The organism is Nocardiopsis sp. MG754419, from assembly GCF_018207095.1.
Lineage (GTDB): Bacteria > Actinomycetota > Actinomycetes > Streptosporangiales > Streptosporangiaceae > Nocardiopsis.
In genome coordinates this window covers 1-25,143 of sequence record NZ_QOCZ01000080.1, presented here as the reverse complement: position 1 = coordinate 25,143, position 25,143 = coordinate 1, and the positions used below count along the sequence as shown (strand labels likewise).

At 70.8% G+C, this 25,143-nt stretch carries 19 protein-coding genes and 1 pseudogene; 8 read left to right on the top strand and 12 right to left on the bottom strand.

Features of this window, described 5'->3' with window-relative positions; genetic code table 11:
- Window positions 1-650: 650 nt before the first annotated feature.
- The 6 genes from DSY14_RS16585 to DSY14_RS16560 all read right to left on the bottom strand — a co-directional run bounded on the left by DSY14_RS16585 (window position 651) and on the right by DSY14_RS16560 (window position 7,174).
- On the bottom strand, window positions 651-2,081 hold the full coding sequence (locus DSY14_RS16585) for an aspartate ammonia-lyase (protein WP_211717477.1): 1,431 nt from the start codon (window positions 2,079-2,081) through the stop codon (window positions 651-653).
- Window positions 2,078-3,277 carry a M20 family metallopeptidase gene (locus DSY14_RS16580; protein ID WP_249188004.1) on the bottom strand — a complete coding sequence of 400 codons (1,200 nt, stop codon included), beginning with the start codon at window positions 3,275-3,277 and terminating at the stop codon, window positions 2,078-2,080. Before DSY14_RS16580 ends, DSY14_RS16585 begins: the two co-directional genes overlap by 4 nt.
- A complete protein-coding gene (locus DSY14_RS16575) occupies window positions 3,267-3,935 on the bottom strand; it encodes a DUF1028 domain-containing protein (RefSeq protein WP_211717476.1) in 669 nt (222 codons plus the stop codon). The genes DSY14_RS16580 and DSY14_RS16575 overlap by 11 nt, the downstream gene beginning before the upstream one ends.
- Window positions 3,932-4,354, bottom strand: a complete 423-nt coding sequence (locus DSY14_RS16570; protein WP_211717475.1) for a RidA family protein — start codon at window positions 4,352-4,354, stop codon at window positions 3,932-3,934. Before DSY14_RS16570 ends, DSY14_RS16575 begins: the two co-directional genes overlap by 4 nt.
- Window positions 4,355-4,361: 7 nt before the next feature.
- Window positions 4,362-5,639 (bottom strand): NAD(P)/FAD-dependent oxidoreductase, encoded by a 1,278-nt coding sequence (locus tag DSY14_RS16565; RefSeq protein WP_211717474.1) that lies wholly within the window; start codon window positions 5,637-5,639, stop codon window positions 4,362-4,364.
- Window positions 5,640-5,857: 218 nt separating this feature from the next.
- Window positions 5,858-7,174, bottom strand: coding sequence for an MFS transporter (locus DSY14_RS16560; RefSeq protein ID WP_211717473.1), 1,317 nt, complete (start codon window positions 7,172-7,174; stop codon window positions 5,858-5,860).
- 280 nt (window positions 7,175-7,454) lie between these two features.
- Between DSY14_RS16560 and DSY14_RS16555 the strand changes: the two genes are divergently transcribed.
- Window positions 7,455-8,363 carry a LysR family transcriptional regulator gene (locus DSY14_RS16555; protein ID WP_211717472.1) on the top strand — a complete coding sequence of 303 codons (909 nt, stop codon included), beginning with the start codon at window positions 7,455-7,457 and terminating at the stop codon, window positions 8,361-8,363.
- A gap of 219 nt (window positions 8,364-8,582) precedes the next feature.
- Here DSY14_RS16555 and helR read toward each other — a convergent pair whose 3' ends face one another.
- The gene (gene helR / locus DSY14_RS16550) at window positions 8,583-10,727 is read right to left on the bottom strand and encodes an RNA polymerase recycling motor ATPase HelR (protein ID WP_211717479.1); all 2,145 of its coding nucleotides are present in this window, start codon (window positions 10,725-10,727) and stop codon (window positions 8,583-8,585) included.
- Window positions 10,728-11,213: 486 nt separating this feature from the next.
- On the opposite strand from helR, the gene DSY14_RS16545 reads away from it, so the two are divergent.
- From DSY14_RS16545 to DSY14_RS16535, 3 genes are all read left to right on the top strand, one after another.
- Window positions 11,214-11,927 (top strand): response regulator, encoded by a 714-nt coding sequence (locus DSY14_RS16545; protein WP_374224020.1) that lies wholly within the window; start codon window positions 11,214-11,216, stop codon window positions 11,925-11,927.
- 325 nt (window positions 11,928-12,252) lie between these two features.
- Window positions 12,253-14,160, top strand: coding sequence for a calcineurin-like phosphoesterase family protein (locus DSY14_RS16540; RefSeq protein ID WP_211717470.1), 1,908 nt, complete (start codon window positions 12,253-12,255; stop codon window positions 14,158-14,160).
- 142 nt (window positions 14,161-14,302) lie between these two features.
- Window positions 14,303-14,959 (top strand): LysE family translocator, encoded by a 657-nt coding sequence (locus DSY14_RS16535; protein ID WP_211717469.1) that lies wholly within the window; start codon window positions 14,303-14,305, stop codon window positions 14,957-14,959.
- Here DSY14_RS16535 and DSY14_RS16530 read toward each other — a convergent pair.
- From DSY14_RS16530 to DSY14_RS16520, 3 genes are all read right to left on the bottom strand, one after another.
- A complete protein-coding gene (locus DSY14_RS16530) occupies window positions 14,956-15,531 on the bottom strand; it encodes an AAA family ATPase (protein WP_211717468.1) in 576 nt (191 codons plus the stop codon). The two genes, DSY14_RS16535 and DSY14_RS16530, sit on opposite strands and share 4 nt — an antisense overlap.
- A gap of 206 nt (window positions 15,532-15,737) precedes the next feature.
- On the bottom strand, window positions 15,738-17,612 hold the full coding sequence (locus DSY14_RS16525) for a hypothetical protein (protein WP_211717467.1): 1,875 nt from the start codon (window positions 17,610-17,612) through the stop codon (window positions 15,738-15,740).
- Between the two features lie 132 nt (window positions 17,613-17,744).
- The gene (locus DSY14_RS16520; RefSeq protein ID WP_211717466.1) at window positions 17,745-19,607 is read right to left on the bottom strand and encodes a hypothetical protein; all 1,863 of its coding nucleotides are present in this window, start codon (window positions 19,605-19,607) and stop codon (window positions 17,745-17,747) included.
- Window positions 19,608-20,246: 639 nt separating this feature from the next.
- Here DSY14_RS16520 and DSY14_RS16515 point away from each other — a divergent pair.
- The 4 genes and pseudogenes from DSY14_RS16515 (at window position 20,247) to DSY14_RS28780 (ending at window position 22,588) form a co-directional block, all read left to right on the top strand.
- Window positions 20,247-21,689, top strand: a complete 1,443-nt coding sequence (locus tag DSY14_RS16515; RefSeq protein ID WP_211717465.1) for an amidohydrolase family protein — start codon at window positions 20,247-20,249, stop codon at window positions 21,687-21,689.
- Window positions 21,690-21,962: 273 nt separating this feature from the next.
- Window positions 21,963-22,124, top strand: a complete 162-nt coding sequence (locus DSY14_RS28790) for a hypothetical protein (protein ID WP_249188003.1) — start codon at window positions 21,963-21,965, stop codon at window positions 22,122-22,124.
- A gap of 6 nt (window positions 22,125-22,130) precedes the next feature.
- A pseudogene (locus DSY14_RS29470) lies at window positions 22,131-22,367 on the top strand (IclR family transcriptional regulator); the annotation flags it as partial.
- A gap of 65 nt (window positions 22,368-22,432) precedes the next feature.
- Window positions 22,433-22,588 (top strand): hypothetical protein, encoded by a 156-nt coding sequence (locus DSY14_RS28780; RefSeq protein ID WP_249188009.1) that lies wholly within the window; start codon window positions 22,433-22,435, stop codon window positions 22,586-22,588.
- A gap of 177 nt (window positions 22,589-22,765) precedes the next feature.
- Here the strand turns inward: DSY14_RS28780 and DSY14_RS16505 are convergent, their stop codons facing one another.
- Together DSY14_RS16505 and DSY14_RS16500 are read right to left on the bottom strand one after the other, a co-directional pair.
- Window positions 22,766-24,175, bottom strand: coding sequence for a sodium:solute symporter (locus DSY14_RS16505; RefSeq protein WP_211717464.1), 1,410 nt, complete (start codon window positions 24,173-24,175; stop codon window positions 22,766-22,768).
- A 110-nt stretch (window positions 24,176-24,285) separates the two neighbouring features.
- Window positions 24,286-25,119, bottom strand: coding sequence for a MurR/RpiR family transcriptional regulator (locus DSY14_RS16500; RefSeq protein WP_211717478.1), 834 nt, complete (start codon window positions 25,117-25,119; stop codon window positions 24,286-24,288).
- Window positions 25,120-25,143: the final 24 nt, after the last annotated feature.

Genomic DNA, 25,143 nt, shown 5'->3' with positions numbered 1-25,143 from the left:
GACCATGACCGTGTGCGTGACCCCCGCGGGGTGGACGGCGACCACGAATCGTCGAGCGCCGGGCGCCCGCGCGTGTGACGGCGCGGGCGCCCCTTCCCGGGGAGGGGCGGCCATCCCCGCCCGGGAGTCAGGGGTGTGGTGGTCGGGGGAAGGGGTCAGGGCTTCGATGGTGGACACCTCCGCGCGAGGGACGGGTGGGTCGACGATCGCGGTGACCCTGTGACTCCACCCTTCCCCAACACCGCACAGATCTAGCATATGCGAGGCTGTTCTCACCTTTTGGTGAGCATCTGCGAGCTTTGGAGGCGAGCATGCGGGGATGCTCCGCCTCCGGCACGGGCCCGACCCACATGTGGTGGAGGCCCCGTCTCCCGCCGGTGCCCGCTGGGGCGAGGCCGAAACCGACCGGGCCATCGGCGTTACCGCTCCTGTGAACGCCCGGACGCACGTCGGCCTTTGCCGGGACCGGTCCTCCACCGAGGTGACACCAGGTGTACCGGGGTGCCCTCGACCGCCCGTGTCGCTCGGAGCGCGAGGTTCCGAGAATCGTGCGTTCCGACCGATGCGAGGGCTCCGACGGCCGCCGCACCGCCGCGACCGCGAGGGCCCGCCCCGAACGGCGTACACCGGGGACACGGCCGCCCGGGCGCCTAGAGCGGGGCGGTGCCCCGCCCGGTCAGCCTCTCCGGAGAGAGCGCGGCGTCGAGTCGGTCCCGGTCGAGCAGTCCGCGTTCCAGGACCAGCTCGGCGAGTGTGCGGTGACCGTGCATCGCCTCCTTGACCAGGGCCGCCGTGGGCGCGTATCCGAGGAACGGAACGAGCCCGGTGGCCACGGCGAGGCTGTCCTTGGTGCGCGCGGTGAGGGACTGCCCGTCCGCGCCGATCCCGCGCACACACCGGTCGGTGAACAGATCCGCCGCGCGCGTCAGAAGATCGATCGAGTCCAGCAGTGAGGTGGCGATGACCGGCCCGAAGGCGTTGAGCTGCAACTGGCCCGCCTCGGCCGCCATCGTCACGGTCGCGTCCGCGCCGACCACCAGGAACGCCACCTGGTTCACGGTCTCCGGGATGACGGGGTTGACCTTTCCCGGCATGATCGACGAACCCGCCTGCACCGGCGGGAGCGTGATCTCCCGCAGCCCCGCCTGGGGACCGGAGGCGAGGAGCCTGAGGTCGTTGGCGATCTTCGACAGCTTCACCGCACAGCGTTTCAGCAGACCGGAGACCAGGACGAACACACCGGTGTCGGAGGTCGCCTCGATGAGGTCGCTCGCCGCGGTCAGGGGGTACCCCGTGACCTCGGCGAGGTCGGTGACCACGTTCCGCCGGTACTCGACGCCCGCGGTGATGCCGGTCCCGATCGCCGTGGCGCCGAGGTTGACCTCCCGCAGGTGGGGCAGGACCTCGACCAGCCTGGCGCCGTCCTCCCGGATCGTCTCCGCGAAGGCCCCGAACTCCTGCCCGAGGGTCATCGGTACCGCGTCCTGGAGTTGGGTGCGGCCGATCTTCACGATGTCACCGAAGTCCGCCGCTCGCGCCTCGAACGCGTCGGCGAGCCCGGCGAGCGCCGGCACGAGCCTCTCGATGGCGCGGTGGACCGCGAGCCGGAGCGCGGTGGGATAGGTGTCGTTGGTGCTCTGACCGAGGTTGACGTGGTCGAGCGGGTCGATCACCGTGCGGGTCCCCGGCGCGTGACCGAGGATTCGCAGGGCCCGGTTGGCCACGACCTCGTTCACGTTCATGTTGGTGCTGGTCCCCGCACCGCCCTGGATCCGGTCCACGAGGATCGCGCCGTCGAGCTCCCCGCTCATGAGTTCCCGGCAGGCCTCGGCGATCGCCCGCTCGCGGGTGGGATCCAGCGTGCCCTGGCGGGCGTTGGCCCGACAGGCGGCGAGTTTGACCGCCCCGTAGGCCCACACGAGGTCGCGCAGCTCGCCGCAGGGGCGTCCGGTGACGGGGAAGTTGGCCCGGGCCCGGGCGGTGTGGACACCCCAGAGCGCGTCCACCGGGAGGGTCACCTCACCCAGCGCGTCGGACTCCGTCCGTTCCCCGTCCCGTTCGGCGGGGACGTGCCCGCTCATGTCGACGCTCCTCCCGCTGGCCTTCCGTGGCCGTTCCCGTTCCCCGCCGCGTCGACGGGTTCGGGGTGCGGTGCGTGCGCGAAGTACTCGTGCGCGGTGCGCGCGAGCAGCGTGGCACCGTCCTCGATGACCCGGTCGGCCGCCTCCCCAACGCACACGGCCGCGAACTCGGGCTGGTGGTTGCTCACCGGATAGCAGCCCAGGCCGATGTAGGGATGGATGGCCGGTACGTGCTGGGAGACGTTGCCCATGTCGGTCGAGGCGCGGTTCATCGTCCGGTGTTCCACGGGCGCGTCGAGGCGCCGCCCGAGCGCGAGGGCGTGACGCGTGTAGATCTCCAGGGCGCGCTCGTCGGTGCGGAACTCCGCGTAGGGCTGGGACTCCGGCGTGAACTCCAGGGTGGTGTCGGTGGCCAGCGCCCCCGCCTCGAAGCAGCGCTCCACCCGACGGCGCAACGGCTCCAACCGGGCCAGGGTCTCGGCGCGGGTGTACCAGCGGCCCTCGGTGGACGCGGGGATGGCGTTGGGCGCCTGTCCCCCCACCGTCTGGATCCCGTGGACGCGGGTGCCGGGTGGGAGTTGCTGACGGAGCATCCCGAGGGCCACCTGCGCGATCACGAACGCGTCGTTGGCGTTGCGCCCCTCGTGGGGATAGGCGGCGGCGTGCGCCGACCGCCCGGTGAACCGGACGTGGTCGTGGGCGACCGCGTAGGGCTCGGCCCTCGGGGCGTCGACCGGCCCGGGGTGGGCCATCAGTGCCAGGTCCAGATCATGGAAGGCCCCGGCGTCGAGCAGCTCGATCTTGCCACCGCCGCCCTCCTCGGCGGGGGTGGCGATCACGTCGACGCGCAGGTCGAGCTGGTGCGTCCACGGCCGGAGAGCGATCGCCGCGCCCACCGACATCGCCGCGATCAGGTTGTGCCCGCAGGCGTGGCCCAGGCCCGGCAGCGCGTCGTACTCGACGATGAAGCCGACCCTGCGCCGGCCGGAGCCGTGGGTGGCGTGCAGCGCCGTGGGAAAGCCCAGGTAGGCGGTGTCGACCTCGAAACCGAACTCCTGGAGGAGCTCAGCCGTCCACCGCGCCGCGCGATGTTCCTCCCACGCGGTCTCCGGGTGGGCGTGCAGTGTCTCGGAGTAGGTGATCAGGCGCGCCAGATGCGGGGTGACGTCGGGCGCATCGCCGGGGTCAACGGTCATCGCCGGGCACCCCGTATCCGGGTGAGGCGGCCGGTTCCAGACCGCGCCGCACGTAGTCGTCGCGTTGGGGAAGCCAGACCGCGAGCAGCCCCGCCAGCGCGTCGATGGGGTGTTCCTGCCAGTCCACGCGCAGGTCCGTGTCGCGCCATCCGTGCGCCGAAACGGTGGACAGGCCGGCGGAGTGGACGGGTCCGGCCTCGCCTCCGGCGGCGAGACCGGCGGTCAGGGCGGTGAGGAGACGCTCCTCCAACTCCCCCTCGGCGGTGGCGAAGGCCTCGCACACCGCCAGGGGCACGTCGGGGTGGGCGAGCAGGTTCCCGGCGGCGGCGCAGTGCGGACCGGTGGCCTCGCCGTGCACGCCGAGGGTGTGCCGACCGCTGAACGTCGCCGCGGCACCCGAGGCGTCCACCAGGGTGAGCTGTCGATAGTCGATGTTCGGATCGTGACGGACCAGCGCGTCGAGCGCGGCCCGGGGGCTCCGGCCCGCGGCGAGCCCGTCCAGGAGCGCCGTTCCCAATCGCGGATCGGTGATGTTCTGCGAGGTGACCGCGCCGACGGTGTCGCGCAGGTGCACGACCCGCGCCGCGACGGCCGGGGAGGACGAGGCGGCGGCGATGCCGAACCTGCCGTCCTGGTGGGCGGCGATGGAGAAGGTCATGCCCCGCCTCCCGAGATCACGGCCGTCGCGTCGATCTCCACGAGCCACTCCGGCCGGGCGAGCGCCTGGACGACCAGGCCCGTGGAGACCGGGTGGACGCCCTTCAACCAGCGCCCCATCTCGCGATAGACGTCCTCGCGGTAGCGGGGATCGACGATGTAGACGGTCACCTTGACGATGTCCCGCAGGTCGCTGCCGGCCTCCTTGAGGAGCAGATCGATGTTGGACATCGCCTTCTCGGTCTGCGCGCGGACGTCGCCGACGCCCACCGACTCCCGGGTGTCCAGGTCCTGGCCGATCTGGCCGCGCAGGTACACCACGCCGCCGGCCACGACCGCCTGGCACAGGTCGTTGTCCAGGTCCTGCTCCGGGTAGGTGTCCTTGGTGTTGAACGTGCGGATACGCGCGTGCGTGGTCATGCTGTGATCACCCCTGAACGTCGGTCGGACGTGGCTTCGTGTCGTTGTGCTCCATGTAGCCGCGTTGGATCGCGATCTGGTCGGCCACGTACTTCGCGTCGTGCCAGACGCCCCAGAGAAAACTCGAACCGCGACGGGACTGCCAGGGCAGGCCCATGAAGTAGACGCCGGGTTCGGTGGACACCCCGCGCTGGTGTCGGGGCCTGCCGTCCGCGTCGAAGGCGTCCACCTGGAGCCAGTCGTAGTCGGCGGTGAATCCGGTCGCCCAGACGACGGAGGTGACACCGGCGTCGGCGAGATCGAGTGTGAGGACGGGATCGGTCACCGCCTCCGGGTCCTCGCCCAGGTCCCGGGCCCGGGGCTCCTCCGGAAGGTCGAGCCCGTTGCTCTCGACGTAGGCGTCGGCCTCGTCGAGCAGCGCCAGGTAGTCGGCGTCTCCCCTGGCGATGTTGTCCCGTAGGTCGGGTGCGAAACGCAGCGTCCCGGCGTCGAAGGATTCGGTCCGCCCGACGAGCGTGATGCCGCGGTGGGCCAGGGAGCGGAAGTCCACGGTGTGGCCGCCGTGCGCACCGCTGACCGCGATCGTGACGTGCTCCGCGCCTTGGGGCGGGGTCGTGGCCTCCCACTTACCGAGAACGCCCAGCCACCAGACGAAGTCGCGCTCCCGGTACCGGCGCGGTGGACGGTCGTGCGGACCCACGGACAGGTACACCTGTCGGCCGGAGGCGCGCAGTTCGTCGGCGATCTGGACCCCCGAGGACCCCGACCCGACCACGAGCACGGCGCCCTCGGGTAGTTGGGCGGGGTTGCGGTAGGCGCTGGAGTGGATCTGGACCAGGCCCGCGTCCTCGGGGACGATCGGGGGGACCACCGGTCGCTGGAAGGGGCCGGTGGCGGCCACCACGTAGCGCGCGTCGAAGTCACCGTCCGACGTGCGCACCCGGAATCCTCTGTGGCCGGGGTTCCTGCGCACGGAGGTCACCTCGACGCCGCAGCGCATCGGAGCCCCGATCTTCTCGGCGTAGGTCGCGAGGTAGTCCGCGACCTGGTCCTTGGTGGCGAAGTCCTCGGGGTCCAGGCCGGTGAACTCCAGCCCGGGGAAGCGGTCGTGCCAGACGGGACCGTTCGTGACCAGGGAGTCCCATCGTTCCGAGCGCCAGCGTTCGGCGACCCGGTGTCGTTCCAGGACGACGTGCGGCACGTGGTGATCGTTCAGGTGCTCGCTCATCGCGATCCCGGCCTGCCCCCCTCCGACGACGACGACTTCGATCTCTTGGACGGACATCCGGAACCTCTCTTCGGGCGGTATCAAGGCTGGTGGTCATGCGGTGGCGCACGCTCGCCGCGTGCGGTGTCGGGTCCCCCGCCACCGCGCAGGGGTGGCGAGGGCGGGGTCGGCGACGTCCGCCGCCGTGGGTGTTCTTCGGGCGACCGGACGCGGTCGCGGGCGGGGCGGCGGGAGGACGCGGGGCCCTCCCGGCCGCGTTCCGCTGCGCCTGCGGTTCAGCGCGGGGCCCGGTCGACCTCGTGCAACAGGTCGGAACCGACGGTCTCGGGCATCGTCCGCAGCGTGACCGCGCCGATGACGCCGATCACGATCATGGTGAAGCCCGGCACCATGGTGCTCCCGGTGAGGGAGATCAACCAGGTCATGAGGTAGGGCAGGGTGCCGGCGAAGAACGCCCCGGCGACGCTGTAGGCCATCGACAGACCGCTCTGTCGGGTCCGTGTCGGGAAGAGCTCCGCCACCGTGGACGCGTGGGTGCCCAGGATGATCGCCAGGATCGCCGCCAGGCCGAAGGTCGCGGCGAACGCCGCCCACGAGGTGTTCACCTGCATGAGCAGGAACAACGGGATCGCTGCGACGATGAGCAGACCGGCCGCGGTGGCGAGTACGGGCTTGCGACCCACCCGGTCGGACACCATGCCCGACAGCGGGATGATCCCCATCGCCACCACCGAGGCCGCCGCCGAGAGCAGGGCCGCCCGATCGGCGGGGACGCCGACGATCTCCTCCTGGTAGGTGATGAGGTACACGAGGACGATGTAGAAGGTCGAGTTCATGAAGGTCTCGATGCCGACCGTCTGGAGGAACTGCCGGCCGTTCGAGCGGAACACCTCGACGACCGGCTGGCTCGGGACGTTGTTCATGTCCTCGAGCGCGCGGTACTCGGGCGTGTCCTCGATCCGCAGGCGGATGTAGAGACCGACCGCGGCCAGGGGCACCGTCAGAAGGAAGGGGATCCGCCAGGCCCAGTCGAGCACGACCTCCGCCGGGAAGATCGAGTGCAGGGCCCAGACGACGAACGACGCGCACAGGAACCCGCCGACCGAACCGAACTCGATCCACGAACACCCGAATCCCCGGCGCTTGGGCGGGGAGAACTCCGCGAGGAAGGCCGCGGCCGACCCGAACTCCCCTCCCGCGGCCAGGCCCTGGATGATGCGGGCGACCACGAGCAGGATCGGCGCGAGGATGCCGACGGAATCGTAGCCGGGCAACAACCCGAGCATGAGCGTGCCGGCCGCCATCGAGATGATGACGATCGACAGCGTGGTCTTGCGGCCGAAACGGTCACCGAGGTGACCGAAGAGCACCGAGCCGAGCGGGCGGACGAAGAACGCCACGGCGAAGACCGCGAAGACCGAGAGGAGGGCGGTGGTGCCGTCCTGTTCGGGGAAGAACACCTTCGCCATGGTGGTGGCCAGGTAGGCGTAGACGGCCCAGTCGAACCAGTGGACGAAGACGCCCACCGCTCCGGCGAACACACTCCGCCGTAGGTCCTTCTTGTCCACCTGCTCCGAGATCTCGCTCGTCATGGCTCCTCCTGTGATCGTGTCCTCGCACGTCCCGAGGCCTCAGCGGCCGTGGGGCGGCCGACGCGACGGGGCGTTCTGGTGAATGATCAGGAGGTCGCTCGTTCGCGGGAGTGTGGAGTCGAGCGCCGCGCGGGGACGCGGTAGAGTCCCCGCCGCTTCCGGCATCCGACCTGCCTGTGTCATGGGTCACCACTATCCAGGCGGGACGTAAGATCTGTAAAACACATAGATCCGAAGATCCCCTTCGGAAAAATCGATGGCTCTGTGGAGGGGCGGTCCGGTGAGTGATGTGAGCCTGCGGCAGCTGGAGTACCTGAGGGCCATCGCCAGGCTCGGGTCGGTGACGGCGGCGGCGCGGGAGCTGTTCGTCTCGCAGTCGGCGGTGTCGACGGCGCTGACCGACCTGGAGTCGACCCTGGGGGTCACCCTCTTCGTCCGCTCGACCAAGGGGATGCGCCTCACCGCCTCGGGAAAGCGCGCCCTGTCCGTGGCCGACAGTGTGCGCGCCGAGATCGAACAGCTCCGGGAGTCGGCCCACCGGGAGAGGGAGGAGATCGAGGGGGACCTGACGATCGGCTGCTACGCGACCATCGCGCCGATCCTCCTGCCCAGGGTCATCGCCGAGTTCTCGGATCGGCATCCCCGGGTGCGACTCTCGTTCGTGGAATCCTCCCACGACGCTCTCCTGCACGACCTGCTCGACTCCCGCATCGACCTGGCGATCACCTACCACTACGAACTCGCCTCCGTGCGCCCCCCGACCGGGGTGACGACCCAGTGGCTGCGGTCCGATCCTCCCTATGCGCTGACCCCGGTGGACGGCCCCCTGGGCTCGAAGAACCGACCGACCCTCGCCGATCTCGCCGAGGAGCCGCTGATCCTCTTCGACCTGCCACCCGGCGGCGACTACTTCCTCGGCCTGTTCGCCCGGGCCGGGCTGACCCCGAACGTGCGTTTTCGCACCACGAGCTTCGAGATGGTGCGGGCCTTGGTGGCCCGGGGACTGGGGTACGCCCTCCTCACGCAGCGCACGGTGCTGGAGCGGAGTTACGAGGACCTGCCGTACGCGACCAAGGAGCTCGACCTCCGGTCCGAGGGCCTCGGGATCGAGATCATGCGGCTCGCCGGCCGCACGCCGGTGCGGCGGGTCCAGGCCTTCATCGACGTCTGCCGGGAGTCCGTGGTCTGAGGGCAGGCGCACCGGACCCTCACCCCAGGGCCCGTGCCACCGCCGCGGCGAGGGGGCGCGCCCCGCCCCCTCGTCCGCGCGCACGGCGCACGTCACCGCGGACACGAACCCCGCGGCGGTGACCCACGACATCGCGGGGGCTCAGCCCCCGGGTCTCCCCGGTGCACCGCACATGCTCGGACGGTGCCACGTCGAGGAGATCCCGGCGGGACCCCCAGGTCAGGGGCTCGTGAGGATGACGAGGCGGCTGGTGGCACGGGTCATGGCGACGTAGCGGTCGACCGCGCCCTCGATCCCCTCGCCGAACCGCTCGGGGTCCACCAACACCACCAGGTCGAACTCCAACCCCTTCACCAGGGTCGGTGTCAGGGACCGGACCCGCGGCCGGGCGGGGAAGTCCGGGGCTCCGATGACGCAGGCGATCCCCTCGTCGTTCTCGGCGAGCCACGCGTCGACGATCGACGCCGACTCCAGGGTCGCACCGTGGGTGACGGGGACACCCTCGCGGATCGACGTGGGCACGTTGGCGTCCGGCAGCACACCCCTGATGACCGGCTCCGCCTCCGCCATCACCTGCGCCGGTGTCCGGTAGTTGATGCTCAGGGACGCCATCTCCACGCGGTCGAAGCCGACCCGTTCCAGCCGCTCCCGCCACGACTCCGTGAAACCGTGTCGCGCCTGGGCACGGTCGCCGACGATGGTGAAGCTGCGGGACGGGCAGCGCTGCACCAGCATCCACCACTCGGCGTCGGTCAGCTCCTGGGCCTCGTCCACGACGATGTGGGCGAACGGCCCGGCCAGCGGGTCCGTACCGGCTCCGGGCAGACCCGCCTCGTCGACCAGGTTCCCCCGCAGGTCGGGGTGGCGCAGCATCGTCACCAAACCCTCTCCGTCGTCGGCGGCGAGCAGGTCGTCGATCACCAGGGACACCCGCTCGCGTTCGGTGGCGGCCTGCGCCTCGTACCGGCGACGCCGTCGCGAGGCCTGCGGATCGCCGAGCCGACGCCGGGCGGCGTCCAGGAACGGCAGGTCGGACACCGTCCAGGCGTGCGGTTCCGCGCGCTGGAGCGCGCGGATCTCCTCGGCCTCCAGCCAGGGGGCGCACATGCGCAGGTAGGCGGGGACCGACCACAGGTCCCCCACCAGGTCGGTCGGCTCCAGCAGCGGCCACGCCCGGTAGAGGGCGCCGATCAGCTCCACGTCCCGCAGCAGCCAGGCGTGCAGCATCTCGGTGGTGACGTCCTCCTCGTCGTGCTGGTCGTCGAGGATCGCGACGATCTCCTCCAGGATCCGCTCCCGCGCCTCGTTGTGCGGGGTCCCCGGGTCCACCGCCCCGAACGCCTCGGTCCAGTCGGCGGCGCTCAGGCGCAGGTCGAACCAGGGGGTCGATACGGTCATGGCCTCGGTGGGCGGGCGCTCGTAGAACCGCACGGCCGGTTCGATCGCCTCCACCAGCCGCGCGGACTCCTTCAGCCGGGCGACCTCCGTGTCCTTCTCCACGCCCGCCGCCGCTCCCTCCGGGACGAGGTCGCGCACGGTACGGGTCTGTACGCCCTCCTCACCCAGTCCCGGCAGGACGTCGGCGACGTAGGCCAGGTAGGGCTGGTGGGGACCGATGAACAGCACCCCACCGCGGCGGTGACCCAGCCGGGAGTCGGAGTAGAGCAGGTGGGCGGTGCGGTGGAGGGCGACGACGGTCTTGCCGGTGCCGGGGCCTCCGTCGACCACGAGCGCACCGCTCGCCCCCGCTCGGATGATCGCGTTCTGGTCGGCCTGGATGGTGCCGAGCACGTCGCGCATCCGGTCCGAACGGTTGGCGCCCAGGCTCGCGATGAAGGCGGACTGCTCGTCGAGGGCGGCGTGCCCCTCGAACCCCTCCTCGGTGAACATCTCGTCCCAGTAGTCACCGACGCGACCGAGGTGCCAGCGGTACCGGCGCCGACTGACCAGGCCCATGGGGTCGGCGTGCGTGGCCGCGAAGAAAGGTTCGGCGGCGGGTGAACGCCAGTCGATGATGAGGCGCTCGCCCTGGGCGTCCCGCAGTCCGAGCCGGCCGATGTAGACGGGCGCGGGGTCGCCCTCGCGGACGAAACGTCCCAGGCACAGGTCCAGTCCGAAGCGGCTCAGGGTGCGCAGCCGGGAGGACAGGCGGTGGATCTCCATGTCGCGTTCCACGGTCTCGCGCACGTTGCCGCCGGCGGCCCGGCGTTGGGCGTCCAGTCGCGCCCGAAGGTCGGTGATGGTGCGTTCGAGGTTGTGCGTGATCGCCGCGAAGTGGCGCTCGTCGTCGGCGATCAGTGCGGGGTCCGCTTTGGGAGCGAGGCGCCCGGTCAGGTCGAAGGCGCTGGTGGCCTGGGTGTTCACAACGTCCCCCCGGTCGTGTGTGGAGCTCACGACCGTTGATTGTGGACCCTGACCGGGGTCTTGCCGCAAGCCCGGGGGCACGCTATAACTTGGAAGTGGCGGGAGGTCTCCTGAATCCCCCGCCCCTCCCCGGCCCCGTCGGATGCTCCACGAGCCCACGGACGCGCCCGGTCGATCTCCCTCCGCTCCACGCCATCGCTTTTGCGGGAATGACTTTTCCCGTCGCGGATCGCTTGCGGATTATCCGTGATCGCGTGCCACGGATTCGTCCCTCATGAGAACATGAGAACCGACCCGGACAGCGGGAGTCCTCATCGGCGCGACCCCCTTCGCGCCGTTCGGATCCCCTGTGCCACAAGGGTTCGCGCCATGATCTCGACCCCACGAAGGCGGCGGCACGCACGAGCACTTTCCACTCCGAAGACCGGGACGAATAAGCGCCCGACATCCATTCCTTTTCCGGTCAGCATGAAATCAGGAGTTCCGGTGAGCCCTCATTCCTTCCCCGCCGAGCTGCAGCCGGTCGACGCCTCCCCGCCCACCCGCGCCCTGCGCATCATGGTCGTCGACGACCACGCCCTGTTCCGTCGTGGCCTGGCCTCCGTCCTGGACGACGAGGACGACATCGACGTGGTCGGCGAGGCCGGTGACGGCAACGAGGCGGTGCGCGTGGCCGGTGAGCTCCAGCCGGACGTCATCATCATGGACGTGATGATGCCGCACACCACCGGTATCGAGGCGGGACCGCGCATCCGCGCGGTGGCACCGGAGACCAAGTTCGTCATGCTGACCATGAGCGAGTCCGAGTCCGACCTGTTCGAGGCGCTCAAGGCGGGGGCGACGGGCTACCTGCTCAAGGAGATGGCGGTGACGGACCTGCCGCGTGTGGTGCGGACCATCGCGGCGGGCCGGTCGTGCCTGGACTCGTCCATGGCGACCAAGCTGATCGGCGAGTTCGCCGAGTTGGCCAAGCAGGACGCCTCCCCGCGGGGCAGGAAGACCCTGCCCCAGCTCACCCCCAGGGAGACCGAGGTACTGAAGCTGTTGGCGCGGTCGATGAACAACCGGGAGATCGGGGAGCGCCTGTTCATCACGGAGAACACCGTGAAGAACCACGTCCGGAACATCCTGGAGAAGTTGCAGGTGCACTCGCGCACGGAGGCGGCGATCTACGCGGTACGCGCCGAGTACCTGAGCTAGCCGGGCCGGTCCGCGGCCCCTGACCCGTCTCCCGTCTCCACTCGCATCCGGGATCGTGAACCGGGCGCACATGGAGCCGAGGGGCCGGCACCTCGACGGGGAACCCACCGACCCGGCACCGCGGGACGCCGCGCGCGACACGGCGCGACCCGGCTGCGGAGCACGGATCGTCGTCATGGTCGCCGACGGTGCGTACGTCAGTGGTCACCGAGCGGTGGTCGCCCGTTGGCCGGCGCCTGGGTCCGCGTTCAGTCCCATCGACCAAGGTTGCTTTCCGCCGGTCCCCCGACCGGTTTCGCCCCCAACGTATCGGAGAGCAATCCGCATGCTCACCACACCTTCCCGACCTGTGCGCACGTCACGCGCTCGCCGCGTGCGACGTCCCCTCCTGCTCACCCTCGCGGGCTCCTCGGCCGCGGGTGTCATCGGTTCCCTGACCCTGGTCGCCCTGCCCGCCTCGGCGTCGCCCTCCCAGGACTGGGACGACATCGCCTACCGTGGCGGCATCGAGGTCGTCCGCGCCGCCGACGGCCCCGAGGACGATTCGGTGCTGACCGGCACGGTGTTCGTCGACGAGAACCGGGACGGCGTCAGCGACGCCGACGAGTCCGGTCTGGCCGGAGTCGTGGTCACCAACGGCCGCGACGTGGTGCGGACCGACGACGAGGGCCGTTACACACTGCCCGTGTTCGACAACATGACCGTGTCGATCACCCAGCCGTCCGGCCACCAGGTGCCGGTGGACGAGTACAACATCCCCCAGTTCCACTACCACCACCTGCCCGAGGGTTCCCCGGAGCTGCGCTACGGGGGAATCGAACCGACCGGTCCGCTGCCCTCCGCGGTCAACTTCCCCGTCGTGGAGAGCGCACCGACCGCCGAGGCCGAGCAGAGCTGCGTCATCGCCGGCGACCTGCAGACCTACGACGAGCAGGAGGTCGAGTACGCGCGCGCCGGTGCCATCAAGGACCTCTCCGAGCGGGACGACTACGCCGGCTGCGGCACGCTGTTCGTCGGTGACGTCGTGGGCGACGACCTGTCGCTCTACCCCGCCATCAAGGAACTGGCCGCCGAGACCAACGGGCCCGCGCGCTTCCTGCCGGGCAACCACGACCTCGACTTCGACGCCCCGAACGCCGAACACGCCTTCGACACCTTCCGGGCGCAGCTCGCCCCGGCCTACTACTCCTACGACGTCGGCGACGTGCACGTGGTCGCGCTGAACAACGTCGACTACCCGTGCACCGCCGCCGAGGACAGCCCGGAAGGCATCGAGGAGCACTGCGCCGACCCCGAGGGCGACCCGTCGTACAACGGTCGGATCAGCGACGAGCAGCTGACGTGGCTGGAGCGGGACCTGGCCCACGTCGACCGCGACAAGCTGGTCGTCGTCGCCGGGCACATCGGTCTGCTCAACTACGCCGACGAGAGCTCCCCGGTGCACCAGGTCGACCAGGTCGCCCGGGTGCACGAGCTGTTGCGGGGCCGTGAGGCCGTGGCCGTGGCCGGGCACAGCCACTCCATCGAGAACCTGAAGAAGGGCGACGACGTGGAGGGCTGGCGCGACCTGTTCGGGATCGAGGGTCTGCCGTTCCCGCACATCACCGTGGGCGCGATCTCGGGTGACTGGTACTCCGGGGAGGTCGGCGAGGAGGGCTACCCTACGGCACTCGGCCGTGACGGCGGCCGTCCCGGCGTGGTGACGCTGGACGTCGAGGGCAACGAGTTCCGGGAGCGCTACACCATCACCGGTGAGGCGGACGACGTGCAGTCGCGGTCGGCGATCAACAGCCCGACCTACCGCCGTTGGTTCGAGGAGCGTCAGGAGTGGAACGACGCCCCCGAGGGTGAGGCGCCCGAATGGGACGAGCCCCTCGTGGTCGACCGTGCCGACCTGACCGACGGCAGCTGGCTGACGACCAACTTCTACCTCGGTTCGACCGGTTCGACCGTCGAGGTCTCGCTCGACGGCGGCCCGGTGGAGGAGGCCACCCGCACCCAGAGATTGGAGGGCGAGGGCGTCAACGTCGGGGTCGACTACTCCGACCCCTACGCCGTCTCCCAGCAGTTGGTCCACGGCGGGACCCTGGCCGACCGGACGATGCACCTGTGGCGGTTCGACCTGCCCGCCGACCTGGAGGCCGGTGCGCACACCGCCGAGGTGACCACGACCGACTCCTACGGCCGCGCGTTCACCGACGTCCTGGAGTTCGAGGTCGTCGACGAGCGGTAGCCGGTTCGACCGTTTGAAGGGCCGTCACCCGCCCGGGTGGCGGCCCTGCGCCGTTCCCCGCCGATGGCGTGCGCGCGGAGGTGGACGAGCGCCTTCGCGCCGAGGCTCGCGCCTCGGGCCGCCCGTTCCCTACCCTGGGGGCATGCTCTCTTCGGCACAGTGGGCCGTGTTCCTGCCGGCGGCGCTGGCGGTGGCGGCCTCGCCCGGTGCCAACAATCTGCTCGCCTTCCGCAACGGTCTCCGGCGGGGGATGCGCCGGGCCGCGATCGCTCTCCTGGGGCGTTTCCTCGCGTTCCTCCTCATGCTCGCCACCGTCATCACCGGTGTGGGAGCGGTTCTGCGCACCTCCCAGGCGGCTTTCGAGGTCCTGCGCGTGCTCGGGGCGGCCGTGATGATCGGTCTGGGGGCGTGGGTCCTGTGGAGGGCCCGTGCGTCGGTGTCGAACGCGGGCCCGGAAGAGGAGACGCTCTTCGACGACGCCCCCACGTGGAAAGCCGCCGCCCAGGAGTTCGTCACCGCGGCGGCCAACCCCAAGGCGCTCCTGCTGTTCACGGCGTTCCTGCCGCCGTTCGTCGTCGCGGGGCCCGACGCCGCACCGGCCGCACTCCAGCTCGTGGCCCTGGGCGGTCTCTACCTCGCCTGCGAGGCGGTCACGGCACTGATGTGGGCGGCCTCCGGGCGGGTTCTGGCCGGGCGACGGTTGCGCCCGGTGACGTTGCGCCGACTGGACCAGGCGTCCGGTGGAGCGCTGATCGCCTTCGGCGGGGGTCTGGCTCTGGCCGACCTCTCGCGCCGCTAGGTCCGGTCCGAGGGGACGCCGTCGAAGAGTGATGCGGGCAGGGCGCGCAGCACCTGCGCGGCGACCTCCTGCGGCGACGGCTCGGAGTTGGCCACGACCACGTCGGACCACCGTTGCAACCAGGCCCGGTGCGCCTCGTAGTACGGCTCCATCTTCGATCGGCGGAACGCTCTCGCGCTCGCGTTCACGTCGGGGTGGTCCGGGGCGAGATCGTGGTCGTCGATGCGCGCCGCGAGCACGTCCGGCTCCGGGTGGAGGAGCACTCGGACGACGGGCAGCCCCTGGCCCTTCAGTCCGGTGAGGATCTCCTCGGCGTAGTCCCGACGCAGAATGCTCATCGGCGCGATGAGGGTCTGACCGGTGAACGCGTGCACCCTGGCCGCGACGGTGGCGAACAAGGAGCGCCAGGGCGGCAGGTCCTGGAAGTCACCGGGGTGGTCGGGAAGGAGGTGACGGAGCATGAAGCCGATCTCCTCGGGGTCGAAGAGTCGGCTGTTCGGCACGTGTTCGACGAGAAGGTCGGCGGTGGTGGTCTTGCCACCGCCGAACGGTCCGTTCAGGAGGAGGATCACGCGGAGAGTCTAGAGCGGCGGGGTGCGAGCGTCACGCGTGCGTTCGGGGCCGTGCCCGTGGCCGGGCCCGCCACCGAAGCGCCTCAGGCCGCGCTCCGCACGCAACCGGTGGTGGGCCCCGGCCCGAGCACAGGGGCCCACCTCGGGTGTTCACCGCTCCGGTCGCGCCCCTCCTGGCGGGGCGCGCCGCACGCTCGGCAGCGGGCTCAGCGCACGCCGATGACCCGGTCGGAGAAGGCGAGCACGACCGCCCCGGGCGCCACCACGCCACCCCGAAAGGTGCCGGTTCCGGTGAGCACCGTGGTCGCCTCACCCTGGGGTTCGTCCAAGGGCACGGCGTGCAGCTCCCACTCCCCCTCCCCGCCCGAGGGCGAAGGCCATACGACCAGTCCCGTCGGGCCGGCCACCATGGCGTGCGACGCCTCGTTGCGCCCACCCTCGGGGTGGGGGAAGGGCACCGCGGCATCGATGGTCACGGCGGGGCCCGGGTCGACGGGCAATCGGCTGAAGACGACGTCGGGGCCGTTCACCTCGAAGTCACCGAGGGGCTTGCGCCCCGTGTACACCAGCTCCTCCCGGTCGACCTCCCACAGAACGTTCTCCCTGGTATCGGGCAGGTCGCCCTGCACGAACCCTCCCTCTCCCGTGCGAAGGTCCGCCACGAGGAAGGAACCCATGCCGTCCTGGACGGTCAGGAGGATGTCATCGCCGTCCTCCCACGCCCCGGAGACACGGAAACCGAACCGCTCCCAAGGCTCGTCCTGGTCCTCGTGTTCCCATAGATGCTCGTGCAGCGTCTCCCCCGTGAGCGGATCCAGTCCGGAGAACCCGATCCGCACCGAGCCCTCCACGTCGTCGCCGTCGAAATACGCGGGGTCGGCGCACATACGCGCCACCCACAGAACGTCGTCACGGAACAGGTGCTCCTCGCCGAAGTGGCAGAGCCCCTCGTCGCTCACCCCCGACTCCCTCGTCCACAGATCCTCCCCGGTGCGCGTGTCGGTCACGGTGACCCAAGACGTCGACCTCTCCGCGCCCCCGCCCTCCTCCCCGGAGACCATGAACAGTTCCCCCGGCCGTTCGGAGGGAAGGAGGAACCGCTCGGTGGCGCCGTCGACGAACGCGTTCTCCTCGGCGAAGGGTGCACCATCGATCACGAATTCACCGGTGGCCGTGTCGATGACCCGCACTCGGGCGTCCCCACCTGATCGCCCCCGCACGTCGTACGCCCAGCGACCCCCTTCGAAGATCCCCGTCCCGTCCTCGAACTGACCGGGGAATCGAGCGGACCAGAGCTCCCGTCCATCGGAGCCGTCCAACGCCACGAGACCGTCGACGAGGCGCAGGATCGGGCCGTGGGTGCCGGTGAGGACCTCCCACACCGAACCCCGGTCAGGGGTCCACTCCCAGGCCATGGACTCCACCCCCGTCGGGGTCGGCGGAGCCGCACCCGGGGCGGAGGCCGTGTGGTGGACGACAGGTCGATGGAACGAGGCGGCCGAAACGACGAGCAGGACCGGGACCAGGGCCGCTGCGCCCAACACCTGCGCGCCGGCCGACCACGAACGCGCCGGAGCCGCACCGGTGGGGCGACGGAACACCATGATCCACGAGCCGACCGCGGCGGCGCACGACCCCACCCAGAACACCGGACGGGCGACCGACGGTCGGTGAACGCCGGAGAGCTCCGACGCAGCCGTCCAGGCGAACGCTTCAAGGGGCAGGAAGAGGACGGCCATCGCCGTGGTCACCACCGCCGCCGCGACGTACCGAGCCCAAGGGAAACGGGAGGAGCCACTGTGTTCGAGGAACAACACGAAGAACACGAGGACGCCGTAGAGCACCAGGATCACCCCGAACGGGGGCAGCGGCGCTACAGGCGAGGAGCCGTCGGCTCCCCACTCCTGCCACGCGGTCGCGCCCAGCGCGGCGAGGAGACCGGCGTGGAACAGACCTCGGGCGAAGGCTCCCCGCCGGTCGACCGGTGGCCCCGGACTCGGGGCTCGGTCGGTGTCGGGGCCGTCCGCGGTCCTCGTGGTCTCGTCATCGGGTTCAGGACGTGGTGCAGGGGTGGGGGACAACACTCGGGGTTCCGTTCTCTTCACGATGGTGGGTCCGATAGGAGGGCGCGAGACGTCGCCCGGTACGCACGCACCACTCACAGCATCGGTTCGTGGTCGCGGGGGGCGCGCCGCCCGGTTGCGGCCGAGTCCTCAGCCGATACCGATGACGCGATCGGACAGGGCCAGGACCACGGCACCGGGGGCCACGACGGGGTCCGCGACGCTACCCCTACCGGTGAGTACCGTGGTGGTCTCTTGCGGCGGTTCCAACAGGGAGACCGCGTGCAGTTCCCAGTTCTGGTCCTCATCGCCGAACCCGCGCGCGTCCCACATGACGAGTCCGGTGTCACCGACCACGGCGGACCAGTCCCGGACGTCGTCATCAGGGGTGCCCACGTCGGGTGCGCGTGTGGTGGTCGTCACCTCGGGGTCCCCGCCCTCGCCGGCGCGCGCGAAGAGGATCTCGATGACGTTCCGCCCCTCGTCCCGTTCCTCGGTGCGTACCGCGCGTGTCGTCGCCTCCCGGGTCAGGCCCGTCACGGAACCCCCTCCGGTCTCACGTGAGTGCGGGGGCACGAACCGGCCCTCGTCCGTGGCGACGTCCACCACGAGTGCGGAGCCCCCTCCTCCTTGGAGGGCCAACAGGAGTCCGTCACCGTCCGTTTCCACCCGGCTGATACCGAAGGACCACATGGACCAGGGCCGGTCGTTGTCCTCGTACTCCCACAGACGCTCGTGCAGCACCTCGGAGGTGAGGGGGTCCAGTACCGCGTATCCCACCTGTACCGGAACGCCACGGCCGTGGGAGTCCTCCTCGTCGAAGAACGAGGCGTCGGCGCAGAGCCGGGCCACCAGCAACACCTCGTCGCGGAGCACCGGGTTCTCCCCGAAGTGGCAGAGCGCCTCGTCGTTCTCCTCCGACACCTTCGACCACAGGTCATCCCCGGTACGGGCGTCGGCCACCGCGATCGAGGTACTTCCTCCTCCCAACGCGCTGTCGCTCGGCGTCGCGGAGGCCACCAGAAGGTCATCGGGGCTTTCGGGGGAGAAGGAGATTCGTTCGGTCGCACCGAACTGGTACCAGCCGTCGGCGGGGAAGAGTTCGTCCTCGATCGCGAGTTCGCCGGTGCCCGCGTCCATGATCCAGACCCGCGCCTCGTCCTCCGGAGTGCTCTGCACCATGTAGGCCCACCGTCCTCCGGAGAGTGTCCCCGTGTGATCGATGACCTGGCCGGGGAGCCGATACGTCCACGATTCCCGTCCGTCGGATCCGGCGAGCGCCACCAGACCGTCGGAGACATCGACGATCGGCCCATGGGTACCGGAGTGGACCACGCGCACGGTCGACCCGTCGGCATCCCATTCCCAGACGACTTCCTGCGCCTGCGCCGGGACAGGCGCGGCGATGCCCGGGTCCTCGTCCCATCGATGCACGACGGGCCGGTGGAACGACAGGACCACCACGCCGAGCACGACCACCCCCAGGACCACGGCGCCCACGCCCCGCCCGCCGATCGGAACCGGACCGGGGCGGTCACGTAGGGCTCCGATCCAGGCCCCGGTCGCGACCGCGGCCACACCGATCCAGAGCATCGATGGGGCGATCGATGGCGTGTGAATCGGCTCCTGGGTGAAGGTGAGGGTCCACGCGAAGGCCTCGAGGGGGATGAAGAGAACGGTCCCCGCGGTCGCCACCACGGCGAGCAGCGCGTTCCTCAGGCGCAGGGATCGGACCTCCCGCTGAGGCGTTCCCGTGAAGCACGCCCCGATGAGCAACAGGACGACCAAGGCCACGAAGAAGGGCGGCACCGACTCGACGGACGCGGGTTCCTCGAACTCTCTGACGACGGTCGCGGCAGTCGCGGCGAGGAGACCGGCATGGACCAGTCCGCGGGCGAAGGCGCTCCAACGGTCGCCCGGCGAAGGTGGCGTCGTGGTCACGGGGTCGGCGGCTTCGCCCTCCACACCGTCGATGTCGTCGGGATCGGGGGTGGAGGCTGTTGTGGGGGACACAGCGTGAGTCTTCCGTTCCATTCCTGCGAATGTGTAGGGCTGCGGCGTCGAGATCGCCACCGCCCTTGGCTCCGATGCGCGGACCGGGGCTCCGGTTCGCGGAATCGGCCACCGAACGCCCACCGGCCGGATCAGAAGCACCCCGGCCACCGCCGGCGCGAGCGCCGCACCCCTCGGCGAACCAGGGCCCGAGCGGCATGCTCATGGGGGCCGGCGCGGATCCGGTACCCGGGGTAGGAACGGACGCGGTCGCAGGCGAGGGCCTGTCGGAGGGCGCACCCCTCCCCCCTCCGGCGGTGCCCGTCCCACCGCCGCACTCGGCGCGGGGACGGGTGGTACGTCCGGTCTCGTGTCCCCGGCGGCCGGTGCCCCTGGCCTTTCTCTTCTCTCCTCCCGTGTCCACGGAACGGACCAACGTCCGCCGTTGCGGTTCCGCGCCGATCCCTGAGGCGGGTTCACCCTTTTTCAGGAGAAATCTCGCCGGTATCGGCCGTGTTCGATGCCTCTTGAGGGGTAGTCCGGTGAGGCGAACAGCGCACAACACACCGACGGCCGCACAGCGGACCCTCGTCCGTGGACACGTTCCGCGGACCGCGTGCGAAGCCGTCGATCCGTCCCGCCATATGAGGGAGTTCCTCCATGAACAGCCACAGCGACGTCCCTCCGGGCCGCCCGGTGGTGCTGCGCGGCGGCACCGTTCTGACCATGGACGCCGCCCACACGATGCTGCACGACGCGGACGTGCTGGTGATCGACGACCGGATCGCGACAGTGGGCTCCGGCCTGGCCGTACCCGAGGGCACCGCGGAGATCGACGCCCGCGGCGGCATCGTCATGCCGGGCATGGTCGACACCCATCGGCACATGTGGCAGACCGCCATGCGGGGCTACGGCGCCGACTGGACCCTGGCCCAGTACTTCGTCTGGTACTACCTTGAACACGGTCACCACTTCCGCCCGCAGGACATCCACGCCGGCAACACCCTCGCCGCGTTGGAGGCCATCGAGGCCGGTGTGACCACGATGGTCGACTGGTCCCACGGTCTGCGGACGCCCGAGCACGCCGACGCCGCCGCCGACGCCCTCCTGGGCTCCCCCGGCCGGTACGTCCTGGCGTACGGCGACATCCAGCACGCCCCCGCGGAATGGACCGCCACCCCCGAGTTCCGTGCCTTCGTCGAACGCCACCGCGGCAACGACCGCCTGGGGCTGCAGGTGGCCTTCGACGTCACCGGCGACCCGGAGTTCCCCGAGCGCCCGGCCTTCGAGGTCGCCCGGGAGCTGGGGCTCCCGGTGACCACCCACGCCGGGGTGTGGGGCGCCACCGGAGACCACGGCATCCGGCTCATGCACGAGCACGGGTTCATGGGTCCGGACACGATCTACGTGCACGCCGCGTCCCTGTCGGAGGACTCCTACCAGCGCATCGCCGCCACCGGTGGTTCGGTGTCGGTATCCACCGAGAGCGAGCAGAGCGCCGGTCAGGGCCACCCGCCCACGTGGAGGCTGCGTGCCTACGACATCCCGGTGTCGTTGTCCATGGACACCAGCGTGTGGTGGAGCGGCGACCTGTTCAGCGCCATGCGGACCACCCTGGGCGCCGACCGGTCGCGCGAGCACCTGGAGGCGCACCTCAAGGGCGAGACCGTCACGCACGCGGCGTTGCGCGCCCCGCAGGTGGTGGAGTGGGCGACCCGGGGTGGGGCACGGGCGCTGGGCCGTGACGACCTGGGGCGGATCGCCCCCGGCGCCAAGGCCGACCTGGTCCTGCTGCGCAACGACACCTCGCCGGTGTCGTTCCCCCTGCTCAACCCGTACGGTCACGTGGCCTTCCAGGCCCAGCGCGCCGACGTCCACACGGTGTTGGTCGACGGGCGGGTGGTCAAGTACGACCACCGTCTCGTCGGCGTGGACCTGGCGGCGGTGCGCCGTGACATCGAGGCCACCATCGAGCACCTGCGCTCGTCCGTGGGCGAGGACGCCTGGCAGGCCGGCATGAACCCCGACATTCCCGAGTCCAAGGTGCTGGACAACCCCTACACCTACACCGATTTCCGGGATGCGAGCACCCGGGGCCGCTGAGCGGGGCGGCTCCGGGGACGGTCGGCGCCGGGGCGGGCCCCGGCGCCGACCGTTGGGGTTCGGCGGGCGGCCGCTGGATATGCCGGCGCCTCCACGACACCGACGGGAGAGACCATGCCGCGCGAGGGTGTCGGTCCCGACTTCACCGAGTCCCTGGCACGCGGGCCGGACGTGATCCGCGCCTTCCGTCCGCACCGGCCACGATGACGCCGGCCGAGGTCGCCAGGGGCACCGGGCCGGCGTGTCCTCCTCACCCTGCGGGAACCGGGGTACGTGCGCGCGGAGCGTCAGGGAGACTCGCTGACACCACGGGTTCTGGAACTGGGCATGGCCTACGTGCGCTCGATGGGACTGTGGGACGTGGCCCGTCCGCACCTGGAGGAGTTGTCCGAACGCACGGGCGCGTCGTGTTCGATCGCGCGGTTGGACGGGTAGGACATCGTGTACGTGGCGCGGGTGGCGGTGCCCGGGATCGTCACCCTGTCGGTGCGGATCGGTACGCGTTTCCCGGCCCCGCGGACCTCGCCGGGCAAGGTGCTGTTGTCGGCGTTGTCACCGGAGGCGGTCGAGCGTGTACTCGCCGAGCCCTCGCGTTCGGGCGTGGATCCGCTCTGGCGACCGGACGCGGAGGAACGCTGCGCGGTGCTGCGCGAGGTGGGCGCACGCGGTTGGGCGCTGACCGACGAGGACCCGTCCCGGGGCGTCCGCTCGGTGTCGGCGCCCCTGCGCGACGGACGGGGCGGGTGTTCGCCGCGATCGACGTCGACGCGCACACCGCCGAGACGTCGATGGAACACCTCACTCGGCACCATCCGCCGCCGCTGTCGCGCGCCGCGGGCGAGATCGGCGCGGACGTGGCGCGGGTCGCCTCGGTCCCCCAGGTGGACCACGAGTCCTGACACCGGTTCCCCGGAGCGTCCTCGCCCACAGGACCCGGCGAGGCGTACCCCACGTCTCCCTTGCCCTGGCCGAAGCGGCCCGGACATGGCGGCGCCGGGCGGGGCAAGGGACACGTGGGTCGCACGGTCCCCCTTCCGCCCGGCGCACACCGGGTTTCGATGGGGCGGGTCCGGTGGTCAGTCCACGCCGGCGGCCTCCAGGGTCCGGGTGTCCGGGGCCTTGGTGAGCAGGCTGGCGACGACCAGCGCGAGCACGGCCGCGGGCAGCGCGACGATCACCCCGTTGAAGCCGCCGGGGGCTCCGGCCAGCTCCCAGCCGATGGTGACGGTGGCACCGGTGATCAGGGCCGCCACGGCTCCGGCGGTGGTGGCGCGCTTCCAGAACAGGACCGCCAGCACGGCCGGGGTGATGGCCGCACCGTAGACCGTGTAGGAGTACATCTGCAGGTCCAGGACGGTCGGGAAGTACAGTCCCAGCGCGATGGCGACCAGGGCGATGGCCACGACGGAGGTGCGCTGCACCATCAGGGTGCTCCGCTCCCCCATACGGTCGCCGCCGAACCTGGCGAACAGGTCGTAGGCGATGTTGGAGGCGCCCGAGAGCATGAACGACGACCCGGTGGTGACGACGAACGCGACGGCGCCGGCCAGCAGCAGGCCTCCGATGAGCGTGGGCAGGTGACCGTCGGAGGCCAGGCGCAGCACCGATTCGTCGCCGTTGATCCCGGGCATGAGCACGGCCGCGGAGGTGGCCAGGATGATCACCGGGACGAAGACGAAGAAGCTGGCGATGAGCATGCCCAGGGTGGAGTTGCGGGCGGCGCGCTCGTCCTTGGCCGCGGCCAACCGCTGGTAGAGGTTCTGGTCGGCCAGCAGGAGCAGGAAGAGCGGAAGGAAGTAGCCGAGCAGTTGGAGGGGGCTGAGTCCGCCGGTGGGGGTGCGTGCGGCCTCGGGCAGGCCCTCCCAGTAGACCGGCAGTCCGCCGACCGCGACCAGGACGATCGGCACGGCCACGATCAGGGCGCCGAACACCAGGATGGCGGAGACGAAGTCGGTGTAGGCGACGGAGAACAGACCGCCGGTGACGGTGAGGATGGTGACGACCGCCGCGACGACCAGGGCGCCCTGGGTGGGGGTGAGCGGGGTGACGAGGGCGAGGATGTAACCGCCGCCCACGAACTGGGAGGCCACCAGGCCGATGTAGGCGATGCTGGTCACGACGGCCGCGACCGTGCGCACCCCGGTGCCGAAGCGGGCTTCGAGGAGTTCGGGCACGGTGTGCCGGGCCGCTCGACGGATGCGGCGCGCGGCCAGCAGCAGGACGAGGATGCCCAGGGGCGTGCCGGCGAAGAACACCATGCCCGCCATGGGGCCGTGGTTGTAGGCGAAGTTCGCGCCACCGATGATCGTGCCCGACCCGACCCAGGTGACGATGAGGGTCGCGATCATGACGGGGGTGGACAGGCTCCGGCCGGCGAAGAGGAAGTCCTCTCCGGTGCGCACCTTGGAGGACCGGGTGTAGTACAGGCCGATACCGACCATCACCACGAGATAGAGGGTGATGAGGATCAGGTGGGTCGTTTGCATGGGTTGCCTCGGGAGGGGACACGAATGGGTGAACTGCGGGTGGAGCCCGATGTAACCAGCACCGACGTCCGATATGCAATAGATGTTGCATTCAGTGTGACCTGTCTCACTTAGAACAGGTCGGCGCGCTCCCACAGCCGTTCGGTGCGACGGACCGCGGCCAGGGCCCGGTCCCCGCCGATCCGCGCCAGTTCGGCCAGGACCGCGTGCACGACCACCATGGCCGCGGTGAGGGAGGGGAACATGCCCACGCCCTCACTCGGCACGACGACCACGTGGGCGCCCACCGAGGCCAGGGGCGAGTCGCGACGGTCGGTGATGAGGGCGACCGGGACCGATTCCTCGGCCGCGATCTCCGTGGCCCGACGCAGCGCCAGGGGCAGCATCCACAGGTCGCACACCACCAGGAGGTCGCGCTCGTCCATCCGCGCCAGGGCGTTGACCAGCGCGGTACCACCGGAGTCGTGCAGGCCCACGTCATAGCCCATGATCCGGGCGGCATGGGAGAGCTGGACCCCGGGCGCCGCGAAGGTGCCCGAACCCAGGACCAGGGTGCGGCGGGCGCCGTGGAGGGCGGCGGCGATCGCCCGCACCCGCTCGGGGTCGAGCGTGCTCTCCAACAGCCGCAGGTTCTCCCGGTCCGATCGCACCGCCGCCCGGACCGGATCGGCGTCGGAACCGGCGTGTTCGGCCAACACCTCCCCCGCACTCAGCGAGGCCAGGTAGCGCGAGCGCAGTTCCACCCGCAGCGCGGGCCACCCGGCGTAGCCCAGCTGCTGGGCCGCGCGGACCACGGTGGCCACGTTGACCTCGGCCCTTTCCGCGACCTCGGCCGCGGTCGCGTAGGAGGCGAACCGCGGCTCGTCGCGCAGCACGTACAGCACCCTCTCGGTGGCCTTGCCCGCACGCCCCCGCGCCAGGGTCTCCTCGATCCAGTCCGCCATCGCCCCGCCCGCCCTCCGTTCACG

Excerpts from the sequence above, each read along its gene's own strand:
- DSY14_RS16585 (WP_211717477.1), bottom strand. The coding sequence starts at position 2,081 with ATGAGCGGGCACGTCCCCGCCGAACGGGACGGGGAACGGACGGAGTCC.
- DSY14_RS16580 (WP_249188004.1), bottom strand. The coding sequence starts at position 3,277 with ATGACCGTTGACCCCGGCGATGCGCCCGACGTCACCCCGCATCTGGCG.
- DSY14_RS16575 (WP_211717476.1), bottom strand. The coding sequence starts at position 3,935 with ATGACCTTCTCCATCGCCGCCCACCAGGACGGCAGGTTCGGCATCGCC.
- DSY14_RS16570 (WP_211717475.1), bottom strand. The coding sequence starts at position 4,354 with ATGACCACGCACGCGCGTATCCGCACGTTCAACACCAAGGACACCTAC.
- DSY14_RS16565 (WP_211717474.1), bottom strand. The coding sequence starts at position 5,639 with ATGTCCGTCCAAGAGATCGAAGTCGTCGTCGTCGGAGGGGGGCAGGCC.
- DSY14_RS16560 (WP_211717473.1), bottom strand. The coding sequence starts at position 7,174 with ATGACGAGCGAGATCTCGGAGCAGGTGGACAAGAAGGACCTACGGCGG.
- DSY14_RS16540 (WP_211717470.1), top strand. The coding sequence starts at position 12,253 with ATGCTCACCACACCTTCCCGACCTGTGCGCACGTCACGCGCTCGCCGC.
- DSY14_RS16535 (WP_211717469.1), top strand. The coding sequence starts at position 14,303 with ATGCTCTCTTCGGCACAGTGGGCCGTGTTCCTGCCGGCGGCGCTGGCG.
- DSY14_RS16515 (WP_211717465.1), top strand. The coding sequence starts at position 20,247 with ATGAACAGCCACAGCGACGTCCCTCCGGGCCGCCCGGTGGTGCTGCGC.
- DSY14_RS16505 (WP_211717464.1), bottom strand. The coding sequence starts at position 24,175 with ATGCAAACGACCCACCTGATCCTCATCACCCTCTATCTCGTGGTGATG.
- DSY14_RS16500 (WP_211717478.1), bottom strand. The coding sequence starts at position 25,119 with ATGGCGGACTGGATCGAGGAGACCCTGGCGCGGGGGCGTGCGGGCAAG.